We start from the raw sequence: 24,580 nt of genomic DNA on the forward strand, positions 1-24,580 counted from the left end.
GGACCGCAGCTCTTGACGCCCTCTTACTTCACTCCTTAAATCATGGGGTGACGAAGTGAATCTGTTCATGTCATGCCCATGACATCACCTTTTGTCCCCCCCACATCCACGGAAGAGAGAGTCATGCCCTCCTCCCGCTCCCCACGGCGGCCGCTGTTCACCGCCGTCACGGCGCTCGCGCTCGCCGTGGCCGCCGCCGCGCTCGGCCTCAGCCCCACCAGCCCCGCCGCCGCGCTCCAGCCTCCGGCCCCCCCAGCCGCCGCCGCCGTCACCTTCTCCGACGACTTCGACGGCGCCGCCGGACTCCCCGTGAACGGCTCGCGGTGGCAGATCGAGACCGGCGACAACGTCAACAACCACGAACGGCAGTACTACACGGCAGGCAGCAGTAACGCGGCGCTCGACGGCCAGGGCCACCTCGTGATCACCGCCCGCAAGGAGAACCCCGGCAACTACCAGTGCTGGTACGGCCGGTGCGAGTACACCTCGGCCCGGCTCAACACCGCCGGGAAGTTCACCACCCGGTACGGCCACGTCGAGGCCCGGATGAAGGTGCCGCGCGGCCAGGGCATGTGGCCCGCGTTCTGGATGCTCGGCGACGACCTCGGCCAGGTCGGCTGGCCCGCCTCCGGCGAGATCGACATCATGGAGAACGTCGGCTTCGAACCGGCCACCGTGCACGGCACCCTGCACGGCCCCGGCTACTCCGGCTCCGGCGGCATCGGCGCCGGATACACCCTGCCCGGCGGTCAGGCCTTCGCCGACGCCTTCCACACCTTCGCCATCGACTGGTCGCCCGGCCGGATCACCTGGTCCGTGGACGGCAACGTCTACCAGACCCGTACGCCCGCCGATCTGGGCGGCCGGACCTGGGTCTTCGACAAGCCGTTCTTCCTCGTCCTCAACCTCGCGGTCGGCGGCTACTGGCCCGGCGACCCGGACGGCTCCACCGCCTTCCCGCAGCAACTCGTCGTCGACCACGTCCGCGTCACCACCGCCGACAGCCCCGGCACCGCCGGACCGATCACCGGGATCGGCGGCAAGTGCGTCGACGTGGCCGGAGCGAACAGCGCCAACGGCACCCCCGTCCAGCTCTACGACTGCAACGGCACCGGCGCCCAGCAGTGGACCGCGGCGGCGGACGGAACCGTACGGGCGCTCGGCAAGTGCCTCGACGTCGCCTCCGGCGGCACCGCGGACGGCACACCCGTCCAGCTGTGGGACTGCAACGGCACCGCCGCCCAGCGCTGGACCGCCAACACCGCCAGGGACCTCGTCAACCCGCAGTCCGGCAAGTGCCTGGACGCCACCGGCAACAGCTCCGCCAACGGCACCCGGCTCCAGATCTGGACCTGCACCGGCGCGGCGAACCAGAAATGGACGGTGACGAGGTGAGGACGTGACCTCATGACGAAGTGACCGTATGACCAGACGGCCCGACAGTCAGACGGCCCGACAGTCAGACGGCCGGACCGGCGCTCCCCGCCGCGTACGCTCGACCCGTGCCACCTGCCCTTCGCCTCCACCGCGTCGCCGTCCTCGTACTCGAAGGGGCGAAGCCGCTCGACGTCGGCATCCCCGCGCAGGTCTTCACGACCCGCGCGAGCATGCCGTACGAGGTACGGGTCTGCGGCGCGGAACCCGGCCCGGTCACCGGGGGCGACGGACTCTCCTACGCCGTCGCCCACGGCCTCGACACCCTCGCGTGGGCCGACATCGTCTTCGTCCCCGGCTACCGCTTCCCCGACCGCGAGGACCCGCCGCCGGCCGTCGTGGAAGCCCTGATCGCGGCGCACGACCGGGGCGCGCGCCTCGCGGCCATCTCCACCGGCGCCTTCGCGCTCGCCGCGACGGGCCTCCTCGACGGCAAGCGCGCCACCACCCACTGGCACTACACCCAGGCGCTCGCGGCGAAACGCCCCCTCGTACGGGTCGACGAGAACGTCCTCTTCGTCGACGAGGGCAGTGTGCTCACCTCGGCCGGCGCCGCCTCGGGCATCGACCTGTGCCTGCACATCCTGCGCGGCGACCTCGGCGTGGCCGCCGCGAACCACGCCGCTCGACGCCTGGTCGCCGCCCCGTACCGCAGCGGCGGCCAGGCCCAGTACGTGCCGCGCAGCCTGCCCGAGCCGCTCGGCGAACGGTTCGCCGCGACCCGCGAGTGGGCGCTGCACCGGCTCGGCGAGCCGCTCACCCTCGACGCGCTGGCCCACCACGCGGCCGTCTCCCCGCGTACGTTCTCGCGCCGCTTCGTGGAGGACACCGGCTACACCCCCATGCAGTGGGTGATGCGCGCCCGGGTCGACCTCGCCCGGGAACTCCTGGAGCGCTCGGAGCGGAGCGTCGAGCAGATCGCCGCCGACGTCGGGCTCGGCACCGGCGCGAATCTGCGACTGCACTTCCAGCGCATCCTCGGCACCACACCGAGCGAGTACCGGCGGACCTTCACCAAGGGTGAGTAGCGGATCTCCGCGTCCTTGGCGTGATCCTTGCGGACCGTGGCGATCCCGCCTCTGTCGAAGCGGGGTCCTCCGAGCGAACCTGGTGGCGACGCAGAAGTTGAAGGGACACCATTCATGACTCGCATCGCCATCAACGGATTCGGCCGCATCGGACGCAACGTGCTCCGCGCACTGCTCGAGCGTGACACCGACCTCGAGGTCGTGGCCGTCAACGACCTGACGGAGCCGAAGGCCCTCGCGCGACTGCTCGCCTTCGACTCGACCTCGGGCCGCCTCGGCCGCCCGGTGAGCGTCGAGGGCGACACCCTCGTCGTCGACGGCCACCGCATCAAGGTGCTCGCCGAGCGCGAGCCGGCGCAGCTGCCGTGGGCCGAGCTGGGCGTCGAGATCGTCCTTGAGGCGACCGGCCGCTTCACGTCGGCGAAGGCCGCCCGCGCCCACATCGACGCCGGTGCCAAGCGCGTGCTCGTCAGCGCGCCCGCCGACGGTGCCGATGTCACGCTCGCGTACGGCGTCAACACCGACGCGTACGACCCGGACCTGCACACGATCGTCTCGAACGCCTCGTGCACGACGAACGCGCTCGCGCCCCTCGCCAAGGTCCTCGACGACCTGGCCGGCATCGAGCACGGCTTCATGACGACGGTCCACGCCTACACGCAGGAGCAGAACCTGCAGGACGGCCCGCACCGCGACCCGCGCCGTGCCCGCGCCGCCGGCGTCAACATCGTGCCGACCTCCACGGGCGCCGCCAAGGCGATCGGCCACGTGCTGCCGAACCTCGACGGCAAGCTGTCGGGCGACTCGATCCGCGTCCCGGTCCCGGTCGGCTCGATCGTCGAGCTCAACACCACCGTCGCCCGCGATGTGACCCGCGAGGACGTCCTCGCGGCGTACCGTGCCGCGGCGGAGGGCCCCCTCGCCGGTGTCCTCGAGTACTCGGAGGACGCCCTGGTCTCCGCCGACATCACGGGCAACCCGGCTTCGTCGATCTTCGACTCGGAGCTCACCCGCGTCGAGGGCCGCCACATCAAGGTCGTCGCCTGGTACGACAACGAGTGGGGCTTCTCGAACCGCGTCATCGACTCGCTCCAGCTGCTGGCCCGCTGACCCCGGACGCCACCACCGCCGCCGCCCTCGCCGAACCACGGATTCGGCGGGGGCGGCGTGCGTGCTGGGCAGTTGCCCAAGGCGACCCCGGAAGGTCTGGGCTCCTGCGGACAGACACGCACGAGCCGCGTGTTCTGCGGTCTTCTGCTCGCCGCTCTGACGGCTGTGTGCACCGCGCCGGGCACTGCCGGCGCGGCCGCCGACGGGGAGACCGCGGGCGGCGTGCCGTCCGTCGGCACCGACTGGGGCCGGCCGGGCCCGTACGAGGTGAGCGTCGACATCGAGGCGGTGCACACCTTCTACCACCCGCGGGTCATGGGGCGGTCGGGCGAGCGGCACCCGGTGGTTATCTGGGGCAACGGTACGGGCGCGGTGCCCGGGTTCTACAGCTCGCTGCTCCGGCACTGGGTGAGCCACGGCTTCATCGTCGTCGCCGCCAACACGCCCACGTCGAACTTCGCCCTCAGCATGCGCGCGGGGATCGACGTCCTGGAGCACCGCGACGCCGACGGCTCCAGCCCGTTCCACGGCAAGGTGGACCTCGACCACATCGCGTCCGCGGGCCATTCGCAGGGCGGCGCGGCCGCCGTCAACGCCGCCGTCGACCCGCGGGTCGACACCGCCCTGCGTCGACAGCGACCTGTGGTCCGGCTGGGACCGCAACTCCAAGGCGCTCCAGATCCCCGGTGCCACCGGCTGACGTACCCTCACGACGCACGAGCGGCCCCGAGGCGCCCCCTCCCAGAGGGGGGGAACGCCTCTGGGCCGCGTGCGTTCCGTCAGCCCGCTGCCCGGTACGCCTCCGTCAGCTTGGCCACCGCTCCCGCCAGGTCACCCGTGAGCAGCAGATGGTCCGCCTCGGCGAAGGGCTTCGCCTCGGCTTCCGCGATGTGCTGGCCGATCTTCTTCTGCACGATGAGCCGCGCCGCCGCGACGAGCTTCCGGCCCTCGGGGGAGTTGCCCCGGCCGACCGCCTGGAGCGCCTTGGCGGCGATGCCGATGCCCCGTAGCGAGGGCTCCCCTCCGGACGGGGTCGGGGCGAGCGTCGTCAGCCCCCAGCCGTACGGGTATTGCGGGTCGTAGCGGCTGTCACCCACGTTGATCGGCAGCTGCGCCTCCGACTTCGGCCACGTCACCGGCAGCTGTCCGGTGAAGGGCCGCCTGCCGTAGAGGACGTCGGCGACGCCGTCGCCCTCCGTGCCGGGCAGCCAGGACGCGACGAGCGCGTCGATCGCCGGCAGCCGGTCCCCGATGAGCTGCGGCCGACCGGACACGACCAGGACCGCGCACGGCATCGCCGCGCAGACCTTGTCGACCGCCGCCTTGTCGGCGGGGGTCAGTTCGAGGTCGTTGCCGTTGCCGACGTCACCGAACCCCTCCGCGTACGGGGTCTCGCCGACCACCACGACGCCGGCGTCGTAGCCGTCGGTCGGCGCGGAGGCGTCCTTCGACCAGGCGATATCGGCGTCCGGCGCGGCCTTGCGCATCCCTTCGAGGATGGTGGTGCCCGTGGTCGTACGCCCGGAGGAGCCCTGCCAGCTGATGGTCCAGCCTCCGGCCTGGTTGCCGAGGTCGTCGGCGTTCGACCCGGCCACGTACACCTTCTGCGACGGCTTCAGCGGCAGTACCGCGCCCTCGTTCTTCAGGAGCACCTGCGACTTCGCCACGGCCTCGCGCGCCACCGCGCGGTGCTCGGGCGATCCGATCGACGGCAGGTGCGTCCGGTCCGCGTACGGCTTCTCGAACAGGCCGAGGCGGAACTTCTGGGTGAGGATGCGGGCCACGGCGTCGTCGATCCGCGCGGTCGCGATCCGCTCGGACTCCACCTCGGCGGTGAGGGTCCGGGTGAACTCCTGGTAGTTCGTCGGCACCATGATCATGTCGAGCCCGGCGTTCACCGAGGTCCGCACGTCGCTGGGGTAGTCACCGGGGATCTGGTCGATGGCCTGCCAGTCGCTGATGACGAAGCCCTCGAAGCCCATGCGGTCCTTGAGGACCCCGTTGATCATCTCGGCGTTCGCGTGCATCTTCACGGGCCCCTGGCCGTCCCCCAGGACGTCGAGCGAGGAGTACGAGGGCATGACCGTGCCGGCGCCGCGCTTCACCGCCTCGGCGAACGGGGCGAGGTGCACCGCCTCCAGCTCCGCGCGGGTGACCTTCGTGACGCCCTGGTCGATCGTGTACGAACCGGTGGTCGAGGAGCCGAACGCGGTGCCACCGTCGCCGACGAAGTGCTTCGCGCTGGTGAGGACCTTGTCGTTCCGGTCGAGGTCCTTGCCGTTGCGGGCGCCCTGCATGCCGTTGATGACCGTCTCCATGGCGGTGACGAGCGCCGGGTCCTCACCGAAGGCCTCGTAGGAACGGCCCCAGCGTTCGTCGCGGGTCACGCACACGCAGGGGGCGAAGTCCCAGGGGACGCCGGTGGCCCGGACCTCCTTCGCGGTCACGGCGCCGGTCCTCGCGGCCGACTCCGGATCGCGGCCCGCGCCGATGCCGATGTTGTGCGGCATGATCGTCGCGCCGATGACGTTGTTGTGGCCGTGCACCGCGTCCACGCCGTAGATCAGCGGGATCTGGAAGCGGGTCGCCTGCGCGCGCAGCTGGTACGCGTCGACCATCGAGGCCCAGCCCTCGGGCGTGTTGGGGGTCGGGACCGAGCCGCCGCCGGAGAGCAGGGACCCCAGGGCGTAGCCGGCGATGTCGCCCGGCGCGCGCAGCGCGTTGCGCTCGGCCTGCGTCATCTGGCCGGCCTTCTCCGCGAGGGACATCCGGGAGAGCAGGTCGGCGACCCGCTTCCGTACCGGCAGCTTCTCGTCGAGGTACGGCAGACCGTGCGCGTTCACCACGACCAGCGGGGTCTCCGCGGGAGCCTTCGCGCCCTCGACGGTCAGCCGGAGCGGCACCGCCTCGGCGGACTCGGCGGCGCCGTCCCTCAGCGTCGGCACGGTGATCGAGCGGGTCGTACCGGACGGCGTCCCGGCGGGAAAGACGACGCTGCCCGTGACGGGCCGGTAGTCCTTCCCCGGCTCGGCGCTGCCGCCGCCCTCCGTCTCGTACGTGACGGTGACGGGCTCACCGACCGGCCCGGAGCCCGTGGTGGCCACCGAGACGTCGACCCGGGCACTGCCGCCCTCGTCGACCGGGTGCACGACGGACTTCGTGACCACCTTGGTGGTGAGGGCCGGTTCCGCCGTGCCGTACAGCTCCACGCCGTCGAGGGCGAACGCCCCGGGCCCGCCGGTCGGCAGCGTGACGGCGTACCCCCACATCCGGTCGAGCCCGAGGACCTGGTCGATGCCGCCGACCGGCTGGTAGTCGGTCCGGTACGTGAACTCGGAGAACGGGATCTCGACGAGGTGCCAGCCCTCCCAGTCGTCGGTGAAGGACGTCGTCCACAGCTCGGACGCCTCGCCGTTCGCGCCGCCGTCCTTGATCTCCAGGGCGATCCGCTTGCCCGAGCCGGGCGGCAGCGGCGCGGTGTTCTGGCCGTACCACCACAGCCGGATGCCCTTGTACGCGGTCCAGTCGTGGGCCGGCCGGTCGAAGGCGAAGTCATGGGTGAAGCCGCCCCAGCCGCTGATGTCGTAGCGGCCTTCGAGGACCTTGCCGCCCTCGGGCGCGTCGGCGCGCTCCCGCAGTTCGAGCTTCGGGTGGGACTCGGTGGCGTTGCCCCAGGTGAAGAGGCCTTCCGCGGGTGGCGCGGCGAACGGCACCTCGCCCTCGAACCGGTCGACGGCTCGGGGAGCGGGTTCCTGGGCGGCGGCACTCGGCAGGCTGCCGGTGAGCAGACCGGTGAGTACGGCGGTCGCGGCGACCACCGCCGCGCTCACCGTCCTCCGGGGACGTGCGGATGGCATGCGGGCTCCTTGGACAGGCGGAGGCCTGGGGGGTGGACGGAGAGGGGCGGGTGTGAGGGTCGGTGGGGCGGGCGGAGAGGGGCGGGTGGCTCAGGCCGGGTGGCTCAGGCCGGGTTGTGGGTCCACTTCTGGTTGGCCCCGCCGGTGCAGGCCCAGATCTGCGCCCGGGTCCCGTCGGCGGAGGAGTTGCCGGTGATGTCCAGGCACTTGTTCGCGCCCGTGTTGACGAGGTCGTGCGTGCCGGCGTCGTAGGTCCAGCGCTGTGCTGCGGTTCCGTTGCAGTTGTACAACTGGACCTGGGCGCCGTCGGCCGTCGAACCGCCGGTGACGTCGAGGCACTTGCCGAGGGCCCGGGCGCTGCCGTCGGCGGCGAGCGTCCAGCGCTGCGCCGTGGTGCCGTTGCAGCCGTACAGCTGGACGGGCGTGCCGTCGGCGGTGGCGCCGCCGGCCACGTCCAGGCACTTCCCGGCCAGACCGGTCAGCGGGCCGGAGCCGGTCCCGCCGCCGGCCGTCCCCGACCAGGTGAAGGTCGCGGTGGTACGGGCGGGCAGGGTGTACGTGAAGGACTGGTTGCCCCAGTTCACCCGGACGGACTGGGCGGACGTACCGCCGTTGTGGGCGATCAGCGCCTTGGAGCCGTCGGAGTTGCGCCAGGCCACGTTCTGGACGGTGCTGTTGGCGGTGGAGGCGATGCGGTACGCGCCGGGCCTGACGAACTTGGTCAGGTGACCCGTCGTGTAGTACTCGACCGTGTAGTCGACCTGCCCGGCGCGGGCGCCGCCCTCCTGCACGGTGATGAGACCGGTGCAGGTGCCGCAGCCGCCGTTGTGCGGGCCCATGTTCTGGTTGAGCCCGAGGCTCCACTTGACCAGGCTTCCGCTCCAGTTGCGGGCGTAGCCGACGATGTCGTTCAGGTCCTCGTTGTGCTGGTTGCCGATCCAGGTGCCGCCCGAGTGCTCGGTGCTGAACTGCTTCACCGACGGGTACTGGTCGTGGACCTGGGTGCCGACGGCCGGGTCGCCGAAGTAGCCGTGCCAGGCGATGCCGCCGAACAGGGGATCGTTGCGCACGCCCGCGTCGCCCAGGATGCCGGCGCCGAAGGAGGCGTAGTCGCCGTAGTTCCAGTCGTGCACGAGGACCTTGGTGGTGATGCCCGCGGCCCGGAAGGCTGGGTAGACGTGGTTCTTGGTGAACTCGACGAGCCCGGCCGGGTTCCAGCTCATGCCCGGGTAGTTCATGGCGGTGGGGTTGCCGGCCTGGCAGCAGTTCGGCTCGTTCTGCACGGAGAGGTAGTCGACCTTCACCCCGGCGGCCTGGTAGCTCTGCACGTACCTGACCAGGTACTGGGCGTACAGCGGGTAGTACTCCGCCTTGAGCCAGCCCATCTGGTCCATCCGGCCGTTGTCTTTCATCCAGCCGGGGGCGCTCCACGGCACGCCCTTGACCCGGAGCGCCGGGTTGAGCTGCTTGGCCTGGGCGGTCAGCAGCCGGACGTTCGTGTCGTAGCCGTTGGACCCGAAGTCGTTCAGGTCGCAGCAGGTGTCGTCGAGCGAGACGTGTCCCGGGCGGGAGAGGTCCGAGGCGCCGATGGGGTTGCGGACGAAGGACAGTCCGATGCCGTCGGTCGGCGAGAACAGCTTGCGCATCACCTCGTCGCGGGTGGCGGCGCTGACGGCGCCTCCGCGCAGCAGATGGGCGGTCGTGTCGGTGATCGACGCGCCGCCGCCCTCGAACTGCTGGTAGGTGGTGCTCTCGTCGACGGTGATCGTGTGGCTCGCGGTCCCGCCGGCCGGGCCGAACGCGAGGGGCGCCTGCGGGGCGAGACCGCGGGTGACGGTACGGCCGCCGGAGTCGGAGGTGGTGGTGAGCCAGACGTCGACCCGCTCCCCTGCGGCCTGCGCGGTGCCGGGCCCCGTCAGGACGAGGCTGCCGGCTACGAGGGCGCCGGCGGTGAGCGCGGTGAGGGGTCGGAGGCGGCGGGTCCGGGTGCTTCCTCCCCGTCGCTCCGGCCCCCCTCCTCGGAGGTACGCGAGCCCACGCCTGAGTGTGTTATGCACCTGACAACCCTTTCGCCGTTCCGTCTCGCGACGGACTACAACAGCAAGCCTTTTATCAAGTAGTGAAGTTATGGGGCGCACTTGAGGCCGTCAACCCTTCGGGAGTGGAAGGCATGAGGCACGGCCCCGAGGCGACGGTCAGCGGTGTCGTCACCGGCTGCGAGCGGTCCGGCCGGGCCGGGGAGGAACACCGGCCCGGCCGGACCACGGGGACGACGGGCGTCAGTTGACCGATCGGCCGAAGAACTCCAGCTCCGCGACGGCCACCTGCTTGCGCGGGTCCGCCCGCCACGCCGTCCGCAGCACCAGCTGCACCGACAGCGCGTCCCGCACCCGCACGTCGACCCGCTGGGTGCCGCCGTCGTTGATGCGGTGCTGCGAGACCCGCGTCTCGCCCGAGGAGTCCCTGACCACGAGGTCGAAGGTGCGCGGCGTCGCCTGACCGTCCGCCTGGGTGGTGTTCTTCGAACTGCCGGGGGTGATCAGGACGCTCAGCAGATCGGTCGGCTCGGCGAAACGGGCCTCCAGGTACTGTCCGGCCGAGTCACCCGCGTACCCCGTGCCCCACCAGGTGTTGGAGTAGCCGTCGCCCACCAGCTTCGGTTCCTGCTTCGGCGCCGAGTGGGAGGCCGCCCAGGCGACCGGGTGCACCGGGACCCGGGTGGCGAAGTGGTCCTGGACCGCGCGGACGGCGGGAGGACCGCCGACGACACCGCCGACCACCACGGCCACGACCCCCGCGGCGATCAGGGCCCGCACGATCCAGCGGCTCCGGTCGCGGTGCAGGCCGGGACGCCGGCCCGCGTACGGGCCCTCGGCCGTGGAGAGCTGCTCGGGGACCATCGGGGTCGCGCAGAAGCGGCAGAAGCGACGGCCCGGGGTGTTGGCGAGCGAGCAGGCCGGGCACGGGGTGCCGCCCTGGACGGGCGTCGGCGCCTCGGCCGCCCGGACCGTCGGACGCGCCGCCTCCGGCCGCGCGGGCAGCACGGGCGCGGCGACGGCCGGCTCCCCGGGCCGGTTCCCCGGCACCGGGACGAGAAGGGAGCGTACGAGCGTGTCCGAAGGCCCGTCCGCCGGTGGCGCGGCGGGCGCGGGCCCCTCTGCGGACGGGTCCACGGCGGGCAGCGGCGCGGTCACCTCCTCGGGATCGACGGAGGCCGGGCCGTCGGCCGCACCGGCGTCGGCCGATGCCGATGCCGGTGCAGCTTCCGGGGACGGGGACGGGGACGGTGAGGGGGAAGGGGACGGCTCCGGCCGCGGCCCGGAAGCAGCCGCCGCACCGTCGTGCGCCCCGCCGACCGGAGCCTCCGGGGCCGCCGCGCCGGCATCGGACGAGGTCCCGCCGGCCGGGGCGTCCCAGCGCAGGAACGCTCCGCAACTGTCGCAGAACGACTGGCCCGACGTACGCACCGGGCTCGCGCAGTCCGGGCAGGGACGGGACTGGGACACGTCACTCATCAGGGTCAAGCTCCTTCGGATGTACGAGAAGTGGTCACCGACACCGTGAACGGCAGGTGCGCGGGACGGGCCGCGGCCACGACCGCCCGCAGTCGGTGCGGATCGACGGCGGCCGGGTCGGCGACCCGGAGAACGACACGCAGCCCGGCCACCGGCGTCCCCGGGAACGGGCCGAGCGGACCGGCGGACCAGCTCGCACCCCCGCTCTCGGTGATCTCCGGGGGGACCCCGAACGCCAGCCGGACCGCCGCCGCGAGGCCCTGCCGCGTGCCGCGGACCCGGTGCAGCGCCACGGCGGAGGCGACCGCGTGCCGGCGCAGCGGCAGCGGCTCGCCGCCGTCCAGCTCCGCCCCGACCCAGGTCGCGAGGTAGTCCACGAAGTCGGCCGGGGCCAGCGCGGGTGAGAAGTACGCCTCCAGCGAGTCCAGGACGTTGAAGAGAGGCGCGAGGACGACGTCGAGACCGGACACGAACCGCTGCCCGAAGTCGTCCTCCGCGTACACGGCGGGCAGCGCCGCCCCCAGCGGGTACGGCGACGCGAGCCCCGGAACCGTACCCCGCGCGGACCCGCTCACCGCGCCTCGATCACACGGACACGGTGGTCGAACGGGAAGAGCAGCGCCGACGGCGCCAGCTCGATCCGGTCCGTCGTGTCACCCCTGCGCCCGGTCAGCGGGTCCGCCGGATGCAGCAGCACCTCGTCCACCAGCTCCACCCCCGGCACCCGCTGGAGCGCCGCGAAGACCTCCCCGGCCCGCAGCGGACGCCCGAACGGCCACCCCTCGCCGTGCGCCCCGCCCGTCAGCGGATCCAGGTACGCGTACAGCGTGTCGAGCGCCTCGGCACGCACGCGCTCCGCCTCGGCCGCCCGGAACGAGTGCAGCGTCGCCACCACCGTCACCCCCTGGTAGAACGGCGGCCCGACCGCCAGCCGGGTGCCCAGGGGACGCCGCTCGTCGAGGAAGCCGGTCACCCGCGACAGCAGCTCCTCGCCCGGGACGAGCTGCTCGAACCGCAGCCGCCCGCCCCGGTCCGGCACCGCCTGCGGCACCACCAGGACCCGCACCGCGTTCTCGCCCGCCTCGGCCGCGTCCGCCGCGAGACAGGAGATCCTCGCCGCCTCGGGCGCCGCCCGGTGCGCCAGCTCCTCGTAGTCCCGGGCGGTGACCGCCCGCTCCTGAGCCCGCAGGCTGATGGGCGCCCGGGACTTCGCCTCCTCGACGGTCTCGCCGTCCACTCCACCCCGCGCCGCCTCACGGTTCTCCACCCGCGCGATGTACGGGATGGAACTGCGCAGCACGGTGATCGTGGAGCGGGCCACATTGCCCGCCCGGCCGCCTCCCGTGCCGTACCGCACCGCGCGGATCGCCGCGCCCTTCGGCGGCACCGCCCCGAACTGCCGTAGGGTGCCGTCCGGTTGGCGCACGCACGGCCCGAAGGCGATCTCGCCGGTGGTCGCGTCCAGGGTGACATGCCGGTCCCCGGGGCGTGACGAGGCGAAGTCACGGACGACGCTCCACTCCTGCCAGCCGGCCTCGTCCTCCTCGTCCGCGCCGCCGTCCGCCCGCTCGGCGACCTGGAGCAGAAGCGGCGGACGGTCCACGACCGGCGCGTGCGCGAGCCGCATCCGCTGCCCGGCCACACCCTCGGACTCGCCGAGCGATTCGTCGCGCACCGTCTCGGCGTGCGCCGCGCGGACCGTGCCGCCGATGGTGAACGCACCCGCGGCCCGTACCGTCGGCGACTCGCTGTACGACGGCAGGCCCTCGGCGGGCTCCACGACCCGGCACCGCACCCAGCCCGCCTCATGCCCGCCGAGCCGCGACACCGCGTGCCCGGACGGCAGGTGCAGCACCACCTCACCCGGCCGGTTCAGCCCGCCCGTGCTGTCCTCGTCGACCTCGCACGCCACCCAGCCCTCGGCCGCCGTCCACGCCTCCCACACCAGCGGCGGCCGGCGCGGGTCCACGCCGACGCCGTCCACCCGGCTGTCGAGGTCGAGGACGAGCAGACAGTCCGGCACGGCGGCGGAGAGACCGAACAGCAGCAGATCACCGACGCGCGGCGACGGCGAGAAGGCCGGTACGTCCTCGCCGCCGAGCAGATCCTGGGAACGGTCCTCCGGCGTGCCCCCGGCCTCCTGGCGGACGAGGTGCGTCAACGTGCAGGGCACGACGGACAGATCGGCGGTGGTCGCGAACACCACCGCCTCCTCCGTCTCCGTACGCCCGGTGGACACCTCCGTCCCGGTGGGCAGCACCACCGGCTCCGGCTGCGGCGCGGACAGCCGGAAGGTGATCTCGGCCCGGGCGGCGGCGGGCGGGAACAGGGTCACGCCGAGCAGGTCGAGGAAAGCCAGATGGTTCTTCTCCGGGACCCGGTTGAGGCGGTAGACGAGCTGGTCCGCCATGTGCGCGACCGCCTCGACCAGGGTGACGCCCGGATCGGAGACGTTGTGGTCGGACCACTCGGGGCACGCCTGCTGGATGTAGCGCTTGGCGTCGTCGACGAACTGCTGGAAGCGCCGGTCGTCGAGATGGGGTGCGGGCAGGGCCATGGCGGCTCTTTCAGTCCTCGGAGGGGATGACGTAGAAGGGGAAGACGAGGTTGCGCGGATTGTTGGCACCGCGCACCCGGTAGCGGACGTCGATGTACAGCGTGGTCGGCTCACCGGGCGCGGGCGAGACCGTCACCTCCTCCACGTCGATGCGCGGCTCCCAGCGGTCGAGCGAGGACAACACCTCGTACCGGACCCGGCCCATCGTCGCGTCGTTGACCGGGGCGAACACCAACTCGTGCACAGCGCAGCCGAATTCGGGCCGCATCGGCCGCTCGCCCGGAGCCGTGGCGAGCACAAGCCGCATCGACTCCTCGATCTCCCGGTCGCGCCGGACGAGAGCGATGGAACCGCTCGGGCCGGTCCGCAGCGGGAAGGCCCACCCGGCGCCGACGAAATGCTCACTCAAGAAAAGTCCTCCTCCGGACCGGATGACCGACCGTCAGAACGGCAGGTTCGCCGCGACGGGGTTCGGCATCGGGACGGTCGACGTCACGAACATCGGCGCGTTGACCACGGCCTGCGTCAGCGCCGAGACCTTGAACTTCACCCCGGCCTTGATGTCCACGCCGAGCCCCGCGTCGAGCTTGATCCGGCCTTTCGCGGAGAGCGTCAGATCGGTCCCCGACTCGACCGTGACCCCCCGGGCCCCCGTGATCGTGACCGTCCCGTCGCTGGCGATGGTCAAGGTCGTACGGGCCTCGTTCAGCTCGACGCTCAGCCCGCCCTTCGCGGTGCGCAGCCGGATGCCGTGCGAGGCGCGCGTCCGGCCGCCCTCCTCCCGCAGCTCCACCGTGTGGCCCGTGCGCGAGGTCAGCGCACGCCACTGGACCCGCCCGCTGGTCGGATCGACGGGCGGCACCCGGTCGGTCGCCGGGGTGTGCCGGTCGACGCCGTTGTACAGCCCCGCCAGGACGTACGGATGCTCGAGCGACCCCCGGTCGAAGGCGCACAGCACCTCGTCGTCCACCTCCGGCAGGACGAGCCCGCCACCCCCGCGACCGCCCAGCTGGGCGACCCGGCACCAACCGCTCTCGTACGTCGCCGACAGCCACGGGAAACGCAGCCTGACCCGACCCTGCGACAGCGGATCCTTCGTATTGGTGACAAGCGCGACCGCGACGCCCGGCATCGGCGGCGCCGCCTCCCCACCGCCCGAAGCCGTCCCGTACAGCGAACGGAACTGCCGACCGGACACGGTCAGCCAGGTCGTGAACTGCCGCCCCGAAGCGAAGACATGACGCACCCCGGTGGCGGTGTACCGCCCCTCGAAGGGGAAACCCGCGCCCTTCACCGCCACCGGCTGCCCCGGCTTCAGCGCCGGATTGCCCGTGACCGCGACCTCCAGCTCCGCGAACGACCCGGTGACGTCGTCGGCGAGCGCCGTAGCCGCCCGCGTCACCTCCGACTGCGTGGTGAACGGCGTGTCCGTAGAGGCCAGTTCGGCCGGGCCGAACGGCGCCGACAACTGCGCCGGGGTGATGTCGGAGACGATCTCCTTGCTCGCGACGGCCGGCGTCGGAGAGGACAGCGCCTGCTTGGTACGCGGATCCCAGCCCCGCACGTCCACCGTGCCGACCTGCCCCGCGGCCGTGACGGACACCCGGCTCTGGAGGGTGTTGCTGCCGAAGTCCAGGACGTACGGGCTGACCGCCGCAGGTGTCGTGTCGGCCGGCGCGGAGGAGGCCGGGGGCAGGGCCGCGAACACCAGCCGGCCCGCCGGATCCAGCGAGAGACGGACGTCGTTCTCCCGCGCGAGCCGGGACAGGAAGTCCCAGTCGGTGATGTTGGGCTGGGTGGCCAGCTCGTACACGGTGGGCGTCGCGTCGATCCGGCCGAGCGGGATGCGATTGAGCGCGGCGAGCTTCCTGACGATGTCGGATGCCGTCATGTTCGGATAGCCCTCGACGCGCCGACTGCGCAGCAGCCGGTGCCCCGGGTCGTACCCGCGCACGATCAGATACCGGCCGTGGCCGGGCGCCGTGTCCACCTCGACGGCGGTCACCTCCCCGGTGAGCATGGGCTCGCCGAGCTTCCCGTCGGTGAACGGGGACAGCACCGCCATCGCGCCGACCTTGAGGAACGGGAACTTCGTGGTGAGGGTGCCGTCCTTGTCGCCGAAGGTCAGCTGGAAGGCGGACGGGACGTTGACGCTGGCGTCCACCCAACCCTCGGTCAGGCGGACCGCGAGCGGGTCCGGCAGCGGCGTGCCGTCGAGCTGCACGTGGAGGACGGTGGTGAAGGTCTTCTCGCTCATGGGGCGCCCTCGGTCTCCGGCGTTTCGGTGGTGGACGGGAGCAGCAGTTCCGTGCCGGGCCGCAGCCGCATCGGGTCGTCGATGCGGTTCGCCTCGGCGATGACACGCCAGAGCGTCGCGTCGCCGTACTCCCGCCAGGCGAGGGAGGCGAGGGAGTCCCCGGCGACCGTGCGGTGCACCCGGCGGGCCGAGAGCGCGCCCGAGGTCGGGTTCTGCTTCTTGGTCGCGCTGGAGATTTCGGTGAGCGCGAGCGAGCAGGTGGCCCGGATCGGCATGCCACTGGGGCTGAACAGGGTGTACGTCGCGGAGACCGAGGTGACGTACGCGACGAACTGCACCGTCGAGAACGCCCCCCAGGTGAACTGCACCCACGGCGGCGACGGCGCCTTCGCGCTGATGCTCTGCTGGGTCACCTCGCAGCACGAGAGCAACAGCTCCACCTGCTGCTTCACATCGTTCGACGACGGGTCGCCGGAACGGTCGAGGAAGACCTCCAGCTGGAGCTGGGCCGGCTGGCTGCCGGTGAACTTCGGCGGCGCGCCCCGGTCGTACGCCACGGCCTGCTCGGTGAACCAGCTCGCGGACCGGCTGAGTTGGAGCTGGTCCGGGTTGAACTCGAACTTCACCTCGCCGAGCTTGCCGCCGTAGTTGCTCGAAAGGTCCGTGGGCGGCTGGTGGATGGCGAGCGACGCACGGGAGAGACCGCTGGCGATCAGGCCGCCGAACGACGGTGCCATCTCAGGAGCCTCCCGCGTCGGTGAAGCCGTGGTGCGCGATCTCCAGGGTCTCGGTCGCGACGGCCGGACTGGACGGGTCCAGGGTCGGGCCCGTCCAGCGGACCGGCAGCACCTCCACCAGGCCCCACTGGGCGACGAGCGATCCGTCGGCGCGCAGCGCCGCGATCTGCGCCGTCGGACGCGTGATGCCGGTGGCGAGCGACGAGACCCAGGCGGCGACTTTGGCCGTATCGGGGGTGAGGGGGCGGGTGAGGCGGATGGTGGAGAAGGTGACGCGGGTGGGGAGTTGCCAGACGAAGCCGTTGTTCCCTCCCTCCCGACGCTGCTCCACCTCCACCTCGGAGGAGAGACCGTCGCAGCTGTTGAACAGGCCGAGGTCCTGGCCGTCGATGCTGAGCTTGAAGAAGACGGTGGATGCGGGGTCCTGCTGCTGGGGCATGGTGGCGGGTCTCTCGGATAGTCGGTGTCGGGCGGTGGGCGGAGCGCCGGTCAGCGACCGTGGTCGCGGAGCCGGCCCACCCGCTCACGGTCTGCGCGGAGCTCGGCGCGCAGGAGCCGCGAGAGCGGGGCGACGAGCCGGCGGGCCAACTCGTCGAGCTGGCCGGGCGATTCGGTGTCCGTGGTAGGGCCAGGGAGCTCGGCGGAGCGTTGGACGGCGGTCCGGGTCACCGGGGTGGCGCGGGGGGCGTGCGCTGCCGGGGCGGGGCCGCCGGTGGTCCGCTGGAGCGGGGCGGGGGCCGCGACGGGGACGTCGGGCGCGGGGGCGGCCGCGGGAGCGGCCTGACGCTGGACCGCGACCGGGAGGACGACGGGCCGCGCGGCGGAGGGAGGGGTACGGGGGTGGGCGGGCGCGTTCGCGGCGCCCGGCAGACTCGGCGTGAGCGGCCGGGTCGTGGCGAGCGGAAGCGTGGCCCGCCGCTGGACGGCGGGCGCGGTGGCGCGGGGCAGATCGGTGAGGGCGACGACGGGCGCGGGCCGGGGCGGCAGCGCAGGTGGGTCCTGGCCGGCCGGCGGAGCGGGGGAGTCGGCGGCGCTCGGCGGCTGGGGTGCGGCCGGGGCCCGCTGCACGACGGGAAGCGGGGCGGGGACCGGTGCCCCGACGGGCGCTGGGGCCGCGGCGTGCTGCGTCACGGCCGTCGGCGGCGCCGGGCTCGCGGGGCCCGGCGCTGCGGGAGGCGTGGACTCGGGCGCGGGCGCCCTCTGGACCCGATCCGAGAACGCCGCCGGGGTGAGGGGCGCGCCGATCGGCGATCGTCGGGGTGCGGGGTTCGTACGGGGGGCGGGTGCGTCGGCGGCCGCGCGCTGCACGGGGGCTCCGAGGCCCGGCGGGGCGGGGGCGGTCGGAGGCGTCGGGCCCGGGCCCGGCGGGGGCGTGGACGCGGCCGTGTTCCAGTCGCCGCCCGGAGCGCGCCGGGTGCGGCGCACAGCAGGGCGGCGCTGTACGGGAGCGGGGTCCGCACCGTGGGGAGGAGTCCCGGGCCCGACGGGGGAATCGGGGCCCGGGACGTTCTGGGGCCGCCCGGCAGCCGAGGGCTCCGGGGCGGTCGTGGGGGCGGGGGCGGGGGCTTGCGCCCGCTGGACGGGTGCCGCGCCGGCCGGGGCGAGGCGACGTAGCGGCTGTACGGGCCGGGCGGAGACGAGCGGCGAACGACGAACGGGCCGAGGGGACGCGGCTCCGCCGGCAAGCGGCACGACCCCCGTCTCGGACACGGTCGTCCGAACGACCGGGGCGGGTCCGCCCACGGGCACGGGCACGGCACCACGCTGGACGACCCCAGCGGCGGGCCGCGCCGCCGACGCCCGAGGCAGGCTGCCACCTGGCGCGGGTGCGGGGGCAGTCGCACCGGGGGAGGCTTCGGCCCGTGCGGGTGCGGCCATCGCATCACGCTGTACAGGAGTTGTTGCCGGGCGCCGTACGGGAGCGGGGGCAGCTTCAGGTCGTACGGGAGACGCTGCCGCACCTCGTACGGGCGCGGCCGGTGCGGGGCTCGCTGCCGCACGCTGTACGGGTGTAGCGGGAGCTGTGCCCCGTACGGGCGCGGGGTCAGGCGCGGGTTGTACGGGAGCCGCAGCGTCACCCCGGCCGGGTGCGGCCGTCACGTCGCCGCGTGCGGTGCCCGCTGCCGCACGCTGTACGGGTGTAGCGGGAGCTGTACCCCGTACGGGAGTGGGGGCAGCCGCAGGTTGTACGGGAGTCGCTGCCGCACCCCGACCGGGTGTGGCCGTCGCGTCGCTCCGTACGGGAGTGGCTGCCGCACCCCGTACGGGTGCGGCGGAAGTCCCACGCCGTACCGGAGGCGCAGCCTTGCTCGGCTCTGGTGCCGCAGACTCACTCCGTACCGGCGCGGGGGAGGCCTCACGCTGTACAGGAGTCGCGCCCTCACCCCGTACGGGAGCGGGGGAAGCCCCACGCCGTACGAGAGGCGCGACTGCAGCCGGTTCTGGTGCCGCAGGAGCGTCCCCCCGTGCCGGAGTCGGGGAAGCCTCACGCTGTACGGGAGTCGCTGCCGTCGCCCGTACGGGTGCGGCGGATGCCTCACGCCGCGCGGGAGGCGCAGCGTCAGCTGGTTTTGAGGCAGGAACCTCACCCCGTACCGGGGCCGGGGAACCCCCGCCCCTTACGGGAGCCGTGACCCCGCCCGGTTCTGGCGCAGCGGAGCCACCCCGTACGGGCGCAGCGGAGCCACCCCGTACGGGCGTGGCGGACGCCCCGCCCCGTACGGGAGTCGTGGCCTCGCCCCGTACCGGAGCAGGCGAAGCCCCGCCCCGTACCGGACGAACCACCTCTGCGCTGCGTTCGGTCGGAGCCGCGGTCGCTCGCTGAACCGTCGAGGGCGTGGCCTGACGACGCACGGCCCCCGACACCTCCGACCCGCTCGCGCGGCCCGGAGCCGAACCCGCAGCCGCCCCGGGGCCCGGCCTGGAAGACGGCCCGGAAACCGGCCCCGACTCCGCAGCGCGCCCCGCAACCGGCCCCGACCCCGACCCCGAAGCCCGCCCCGCGCCCTGCTCCGGTCCCGTCCCCGCCACCGGCAGCCGTAGCCCCGGCAGTTCCGTCGTCTCGGGGGCGGTCGCCGACCTCTGTACGGGGCGTACCGCGTCGAGGAATACGCCACCGGGCGCGTCAGGCACCGCCCCATGGCCCAGGTCGCTCTGGAAGGAGGGGTTCCAGTGGGTCGCGAGCGACGCGGCGAAGCCGTGTTCCGCGATGGTGCGCGGCGTGGCGTCCAGGACCCGCTGCACGGGCGGCAGGCCCCGCCACGCGTCGCCCGGCGCCGCCGCCGGAGCGACGGGCGCGGTGCTGTCCCCGCCGCTCCCGGCCCGCGCTCCGCGCGACACCCGCCATCTCTCGAACATCCCCACCGTCTCCTCCGACCTCCTCTCCCTGTACCGCTGTTACGCCTGGGACCGCTCCACCAGCGACGCCACCTGTGCCACGTACCGCCGCCGGTCCGCGTGTTCCAGATCGAGGATGTCGTCCATGTCCCAGTGGAAGTGGAAGGCGAGGTACGCGGTCTCCTCCTCGATCCGGTCGGCCGCGTACGTCACGATTCCCCCAGGCGGCTCCCGGCCAGCTCGACCTCGAAGGACTCCTCGCAGTGCGGGCACGCGACGGCGGCCCTGGTGTGGCCCTCCGCGTTGATCTGCCGGTAGAAGTCCTGGAGGAACGCGAGGTCGGAGGCGAACATGTTCTCCACCGTTCCGTCGTGGACCGACGGGAGCGTGCCGAGCCGGGTGATCACCCGGCCGAGCAGCACCACGGACAGGTACGCCGGGTTCTCACGGACCCGGATGTCCCGCAGCGGGAGCAGCTCGTCCCTGGCGGTGGCCAGCCGCATCGCCCCGGTGCGGTGCACCGTGCCCGCCTCGTCGACGAAGCCGCGCGGCAGCTCGAACTCGAACTCCGTGCGCAGCGCCTCCTGTTGACGGCCCTGCTGCGCGCCCGCCGCTCCTCCTTCGCGTCGCATCAGCCGAGCGTCAGCTCTTCGAAGGTGATGGTGACCTGCTCGGTCAGGGCCGCGGCGTCACCGGCCTTGGTCGCGCTCAGCTCCACCTTGGTGCACCAGGCGTTGCGCAGGTTGTACCGCTTCACCTCGGTGAGCTGGTAGTCCAGGAAGATGATGGACGCGTCCTTGCGGGCCGAGCCCATGTCGCCGGCGATGGAGGACGTGATCCACTCGGTGAAGGCGGCGGACTGCGTGGCGCCGCGGGTCACCGTGCACTCACCGGCCTTCTTCACACCGGGAAGCTTCTTGATGATCGGCTTGCCGTCCGCCGAGACCTGCTGGAACTCGATGACGTCCTGCTCCATCGAGAGGCCGCTGATCTCCTGAAGGGTCTCGACCATGACGCCGTCGATCTGCAGGCCGAAATTGTGGGTGGTGAGGGCGTCACCGGTGTCGAGGGACATGACGGTCACTCCTGTTCATGAGAGGGAGGGGGAGGGATGGGGGAGGGACATGAGGAAGGCGCGTGAGGAAGGCGCGCGTGCGAGACCGGCGGAGGACTACTCCTCCAGCTCACCGCCACCCCCCGGGAACTGCGCGAGGCGGAAGACCACGAACTCGGCGGGCTTCACCGGCGCGATGCCGATCTCGCACACCACACGGCCCAGGTCGACGGACTCCGGCGGATTCGTCTCGGCGTCGCACTTCACGTAGAAGGCGTCCTCGGCGCGCTGGCCGAACAGGGCGCCCTGGCGCCACTCGTTGACGAGGAAGGCCGAGATGTTGCGGCGGATACGGGCCCACAGCGACGGGTCGTTGGGCTCGAAGACGACCCACTGGGTGCCGACGAGGATCGACTCCTCGAGGTAGTTGAAGTAGCGGCGGACGTTCAGGTAGCGCCAGGCCGGATCGGACGCCAGCGTCCGCGCGCCCCACACCCGGATGCCACGGCCCGGGAAGGCGCGGATGCAGTTCACGCCGACCGGGTTGAGCAGGTCCTGCTCGCCGCGCGTGATCTGGAGCTCCAGATCGACCGCGCCGCGCACGATCTCGTTGGCGGGGGCCTTGTGCACACCGCGCTCGGAGTCGTTGCGGGCCCAGACGCCGGCCATGTGACCGGACGGCGGCACCGTGCGGGTCTGGCCGCTCGCCGGGTCGAAGGCCTTGATCCACGGGTAGTACAGGGCCGCGTACCGCGAGTCGTAACCGGCTATCTCCTGGCGCCACTTGCGGATGTCACGGGCGTTGAGGGAGGGCGGCGGGTCGAGGATCGCCATCCGGTCACCCATCAGCTCGCAGTGCGCGATGAGTCCGAGCTGGACGGCCTTGACCTGCTCCAGGTCGATGAGCCCCTGCTGGTAGGCGGCCATCAGGTCGGGCACGGCGACCATGTTGATCTCGTCGAACGCCTCGAGGCCGCCGAAGCCGGTGCGGTCGGCCGAGTCACCGATGAACTGCCCGGACTCGAGCGCGGCGGCGGCATCCGCCCGCGCCGGGACCGGAGCGGCCACCTGCGCCGGCGGGGCGAGCGTCACCGCCTGCGCGTCGGGCTTCGCGAGCTGCCCGCCGGCCGCGGCCTCCTCCAGGACGATGGTCTTGGAGCGCTGCTTGACCTGCGCGACCACGTAGTTGCGGGCGCTCTTCTTGGCGGAGGCGTCGAAGCTCTCGACGACCTTCTCGCCGTCCTTGACGACCAGCTTGAAGCGTTCGGTCTCGCCCTCGACGTCCTGCACCTCGACGGTGAGCGCCCCGCCGGCCTCGGAACCGGCGGCGATCGCGGCGACCCGGAAGGTGCCGAGCGCCACGGCCTCACCGGCGACGAGCTGCGGCGCGGCGGCGACGGCGGCGGCCGATCCGACGGCCCGCGTGGCACCCTGGGCGTCTCCACCGCCGACGCGCACGATGTACGCGGCGGTGCCGCCGTTGTTGAAGAAGCCGTACACGGAGTGGGCGAGGTAGTACCCGTCCGTGAAGTCACCGAACTCCGCCACGTACTGGGACCAGTTGGTGACGAGCACCGGCTCGTTCAGCGGCCCGGCGGGCGAGAGGCCGACGAAGGCGGCGACGGAGGTCCCGAGGCCCTCGATGGGACGGGAGCCGCTGGCGACTTCCTCGACATAGACGCCGGGGGACAGGTACGTGGGCATGGCGCGTGTTCTCCTCGGCCGTGGACAGCGGTCGTACGCTTCCGACTCTCGCCGTTCCGCCACCGCCCCGACGAGGGAGGAAGGGGCGCTCGTGAGGGCAGCGACGGCTGCCCTCACGGACACCGCTCTGCCCGGCCGGACCCGGGGGCTGCGGGGGCACGGAGCACTGCCCCCGGACAGGGACGTTCGGGCAGCCGGAGGCCACCCCCGCGCCCTTAACGTTCGCCCATGACCATGTGGACCTCTCTGGACCCGGCCGAGGTGACCGTCGAGCCCGGAGCGCGCGCCGGCGCCCGACTGCGGGTACGGAACACCGGCGACACCGTCGAGGAGTACCGCCTTTCCCTCGTCGGGAAACCCTCGGGCTGGTCCCGGGTGGAGCCGGACGTACTCCGCCTCTACCCGGGCAGCGAGGGGACCGCCGAGATCTCCTTCGCCCCGCCCCGCTCCTCCGACGTGGAGGCCGGGCCCCTCGCGTACGGCGTCCGCGTCGACCCCCGGGAGAACGCCGCCGCCCGCGACGTGGTGGAGGGCCGGCTGACCATCACGCCCTTCACCGAGACCCGTGCCGAACTGCTGCCGCCGGCGCTCATCGGCCGCTTCCGCGGTCGGGCCCGGATAGCCGTGGACAACCTCGGCAACACGCCGTTGACCGCGTCACTCGTGGCGCGTGACGAGACCAACCGGCTCACCTTCGACGTACGGCCGAACGCCGTGCAGATCGCCCCGGGCCGTGCCGCCTTCGGCGAGCTCGTGGTCCGCCCCGAGGCCGTGCGGTGGACCGGCGCCGAGGAGTCGCACCGGTTCACCGTGGCCGTACGGCGGGCCGGCGACGACACCGCGCTCGAACTCGACGCCACCTTCGACCAACGCCCCGTCCTCGGGAACTGGCTCATGGTGGTGGGCGGACTCCTCCTGACCGCCGCGATCGCCTTCGTCGTGCTCTGGTTCAACTTCTCGCCGAAGATCGTCAGCGCGGCGAAGGAGAGCCGGGCGTCCGCCGCGCCCAGGCCCGCGCCGCAGGGGACCGGCAACGAGCTGCCCGACGCCCCGCCACCGCCCGGTGGGGCCGGAGGGCCCACGCCCGGGGGGAAGACGCCCGGCGCTCCTCCGCCCCTCATGGACGGCGGGCCGCCACCGGCCGACGGGGACGGCGGGCAGAACGGCGACCCCGGGAGCGGCTCCGGGAGCGGCTCGACGGGGGGCGGACAGGACGGCGGTGGCCAGGACGGCGGAGGGCAGGACGGCGGGGGCCAGGACGGTGGGGGCCAGGACGGCGGCGGAGCGACCGTACCGCCGTCGGACAGCGGCGACGGAGGGAACCAGCAGCCCCCGGCCCCGCCCGTCGCCCCGCAGCCCGTGCCGCCCTGGGTCCCCGGATCACCGAAGGACCTCGTCGTCGAGTTCGCGCAGGAACGCCTCGCGCACATGGCGACCAGCAACGTCTGCCGGCTGAAGCCCGGCTGGACCCCGGGCGTGATCGACGCCCCGACCCGCGCGTCCCTCGCCTGCTACCAGCGGGCCGTCGTCAAGGACGGTGAGGAGAACGGCAAGAACTCCGCCGCGATCTTCCACACGGACCAGGTGGGCACCCTCGGCCGGGCCACGCTGACCTCGCTGTGGGCGCAGGGCATCACGCCGGAGAAGGTGCGGTCGGGCACCACCTCGTGGGAGACGACCCAGCTGATGGCCGCGTTCTGGGCGGCGTACAACCGCGACTACAGCGACGCCGACTTCCAGCGGGCACGCGTCAACGCCCAGCGGGGCATCGACCACTTCCGCTCGGACAAGGACGCCACCAGCCGCTACAGCGCCGAGGTCGAGTCGAAGATCCGCGCCTACCAGGCGGCCGTCGGCCTCCCGGCGACCGGCGACGTCGACTGGCCGACGCTCCGCAAGATGCTCGGCGGCAGCGTCATCTGACGATGTGACCCTGTGACCTGAGGGGCACGTGAGGCGACAGCAGGAGGGGGCCACCCGTACGCGGGTGG

The 24,580-nt window shown here is 72.9% G+C and carries 18 protein-coding genes and 1 pseudogene; 5 read left to right on the forward strand and 14 right to left on the reverse strand.

Annotation, left to right across the window (positions count from 1 at the left end):
• Positions 1–123: 123 nt before the first annotated feature.
• From ABT034_RS28070 to ABT034_RS28085, 4 genes and pseudogenes are all read left to right on the forward strand, one after another.
• A complete protein-coding gene (locus tag ABT034_RS28070) occupies positions 124–1,395 on the forward strand; it encodes a ricin-type beta-trefoil lectin domain protein (RefSeq protein WP_351219844.1) in 1,272 nt (423 codons plus the stop codon).
• 107 nt (positions 1,396–1,502) lie between these two features.
• Complete coding sequence (locus tag ABT034_RS28075) at positions 1,503–2,462, forward strand: GlxA family transcriptional regulator (protein ID WP_351219845.1); 960 nt, start codon at positions 1,503–1,505, stop codon at positions 2,460–2,462.
• A gap of 114 nt (positions 2,463–2,576) precedes the next feature.
• Positions 2,577–3,572 carry a type I glyceraldehyde-3-phosphate dehydrogenase gene (gene gap, locus ABT034_RS28080; protein WP_351219846.1) on the forward strand — a complete coding sequence of 332 codons (996 nt, stop codon included), beginning with the start codon at positions 2,577–2,579 and terminating at the stop codon, positions 3,570–3,572.
• Between the two features lie 315 nt (positions 3,573–3,887).
• Positions 3,888–4,163, forward strand: a pseudogene (locus ABT034_RS28085) (alpha/beta hydrolase); the annotation flags it as partial.
• Positions 4,164–4,351: 188 nt separating this feature from the next.
• On the opposite strand, the gene ABT034_RS28090 reads toward ABT034_RS28085, so the two are convergent.
• The 14 genes from ABT034_RS28090 to ABT034_RS28155 form a co-directional block, all read right to left on the reverse strand.
• Positions 4,352–7,429, reverse strand: coding sequence for a glycoside hydrolase family 3 protein (locus tag ABT034_RS28090; protein ID WP_351219847.1), 3,078 nt, complete (start codon positions 7,427–7,429; stop codon positions 4,352–4,354).
• Positions 7,430–7,533: 104 nt separating this feature from the next.
• The gene (locus tag ABT034_RS28095) at positions 7,534–9,486 is read right to left on the reverse strand and encodes a lectin (protein WP_351219848.1); all 1,953 of its coding nucleotides are present in this window, start codon (positions 9,484–9,486) and stop codon (positions 7,534–7,536) included.
• Positions 9,487–9,708: 222 nt separating this feature from the next.
• A complete protein-coding gene (locus tag ABT034_RS28100) occupies positions 9,709–10,944 on the reverse strand; it encodes an NADase-type glycan-binding domain-containing protein (protein WP_351219849.1) in 1,236 nt (411 codons plus the stop codon).
• Between the two features lie 5 nt (positions 10,945–10,949).
• The gene (locus tag ABT034_RS28105; RefSeq protein ID WP_351219850.1) at positions 10,950–11,519 is read right to left on the reverse strand and encodes a phage tail protein; all 570 of its coding nucleotides are present in this window, start codon (positions 11,517–11,519) and stop codon (positions 10,950–10,952) included.
• A complete protein-coding gene (locus tag ABT034_RS28110; RefSeq protein ID WP_351219851.1) occupies positions 11,516–13,501 on the reverse strand; it encodes a putative baseplate assembly protein in 1,986 nt (661 codons plus the stop codon). The genes ABT034_RS28105 and ABT034_RS28110 overlap by 4 nt, the downstream gene beginning before the upstream one ends.
• A gap of 10 nt (positions 13,502–13,511) precedes the next feature.
• Positions 13,512–13,910 carry a GPW/gp25 family protein gene (locus ABT034_RS28115; RefSeq protein WP_351219852.1) on the reverse strand — a complete coding sequence of 133 codons (399 nt, stop codon included), beginning with the start codon at positions 13,908–13,910 and terminating at the stop codon, positions 13,512–13,514.
• A 33-nt stretch (positions 13,911–13,943) separates the two neighbouring features.
• The gene (locus ABT034_RS28120; RefSeq protein ID WP_351219853.1) at positions 13,944–15,758 is read right to left on the reverse strand and encodes a VgrG-related protein; all 1,815 of its coding nucleotides are present in this window, start codon (positions 15,756–15,758) and stop codon (positions 13,944–13,946) included.
• Positions 15,755–16,495 carry a CIS tube protein gene (locus ABT034_RS28125; protein WP_351219854.1) on the reverse strand — a complete coding sequence of 247 codons (741 nt, stop codon included), beginning with the start codon at positions 16,493–16,495 and terminating at the stop codon, positions 15,755–15,757. Before ABT034_RS28125 ends, ABT034_RS28120 begins: the two co-directional genes overlap by 4 nt.
• A 1-nt stretch (position 16,496) precedes the next feature.
• The gene (locus tag ABT034_RS28130) at positions 16,497–16,934 is read right to left on the reverse strand and encodes a phage tail protein (RefSeq protein WP_351219855.1); all 438 of its coding nucleotides are present in this window, start codon (positions 16,932–16,934) and stop codon (positions 16,497–16,499) included.
• A 50-nt stretch (positions 16,935–16,984) separates the two neighbouring features.
• Positions 16,985–17,563, reverse strand: a complete 579-nt coding sequence (locus ABT034_RS28135; RefSeq protein ID WP_351219856.1) for a hypothetical protein — start codon at positions 17,561–17,563, stop codon at positions 16,985–16,987.
• 2,328 nt (positions 17,564–19,891) lie between these two features.
• Positions 19,892–20,044 (reverse strand): DUF6760 family protein, encoded by a 153-nt coding sequence (locus ABT034_RS28140; RefSeq protein WP_351219857.1) that lies wholly within the window; start codon positions 20,042–20,044, stop codon positions 19,892–19,894.
• A complete protein-coding gene (locus ABT034_RS28145; protein ID WP_351219858.1) occupies positions 20,041–20,463 on the reverse strand; it encodes a hypothetical protein in 423 nt (140 codons plus the stop codon). Before ABT034_RS28145 ends, ABT034_RS28140 begins: the two co-directional genes overlap by 4 nt.
• Positions 20,463–20,906 carry a phage tail protein gene (locus ABT034_RS28150; RefSeq protein ID WP_073814308.1) on the reverse strand — a complete coding sequence of 148 codons (444 nt, stop codon included), beginning with the start codon at positions 20,904–20,906 and terminating at the stop codon, positions 20,463–20,465. The genes ABT034_RS28145 and ABT034_RS28150 overlap by 1 nt, the downstream gene beginning before the upstream one ends.
• Before the next feature lie 96 nt (positions 20,907–21,002).
• Complete coding sequence (locus ABT034_RS28155; RefSeq protein WP_351219859.1) at positions 21,003–22,589, reverse strand: phage tail sheath family protein; 1,587 nt, start codon at positions 22,587–22,589, stop codon at positions 21,003–21,005.
• A 228-nt stretch (positions 22,590–22,817) separates the two neighbouring features.
• On the opposite strand from ABT034_RS28155, the gene ABT034_RS28160 reads away from it, so the two are divergent.
• Positions 22,818–24,512, forward strand: a complete 1,695-nt coding sequence (locus ABT034_RS28160; RefSeq protein ID WP_351219860.1) for a peptidoglycan-binding protein — start codon at positions 22,818–22,820, stop codon at positions 24,510–24,512.
• Positions 24,513–24,580: the final 68 nt, after the last annotated feature.

Origin of the sequence: Streptomyces sp. NPDC002773 (genome assembly GCF_040295605.1) — a bacterium.
In the GTDB taxonomy this organism is placed as follows: Bacteria; Actinomycetota; Actinomycetes; order Streptomycetales; family Streptomycetaceae; genus Streptomyces.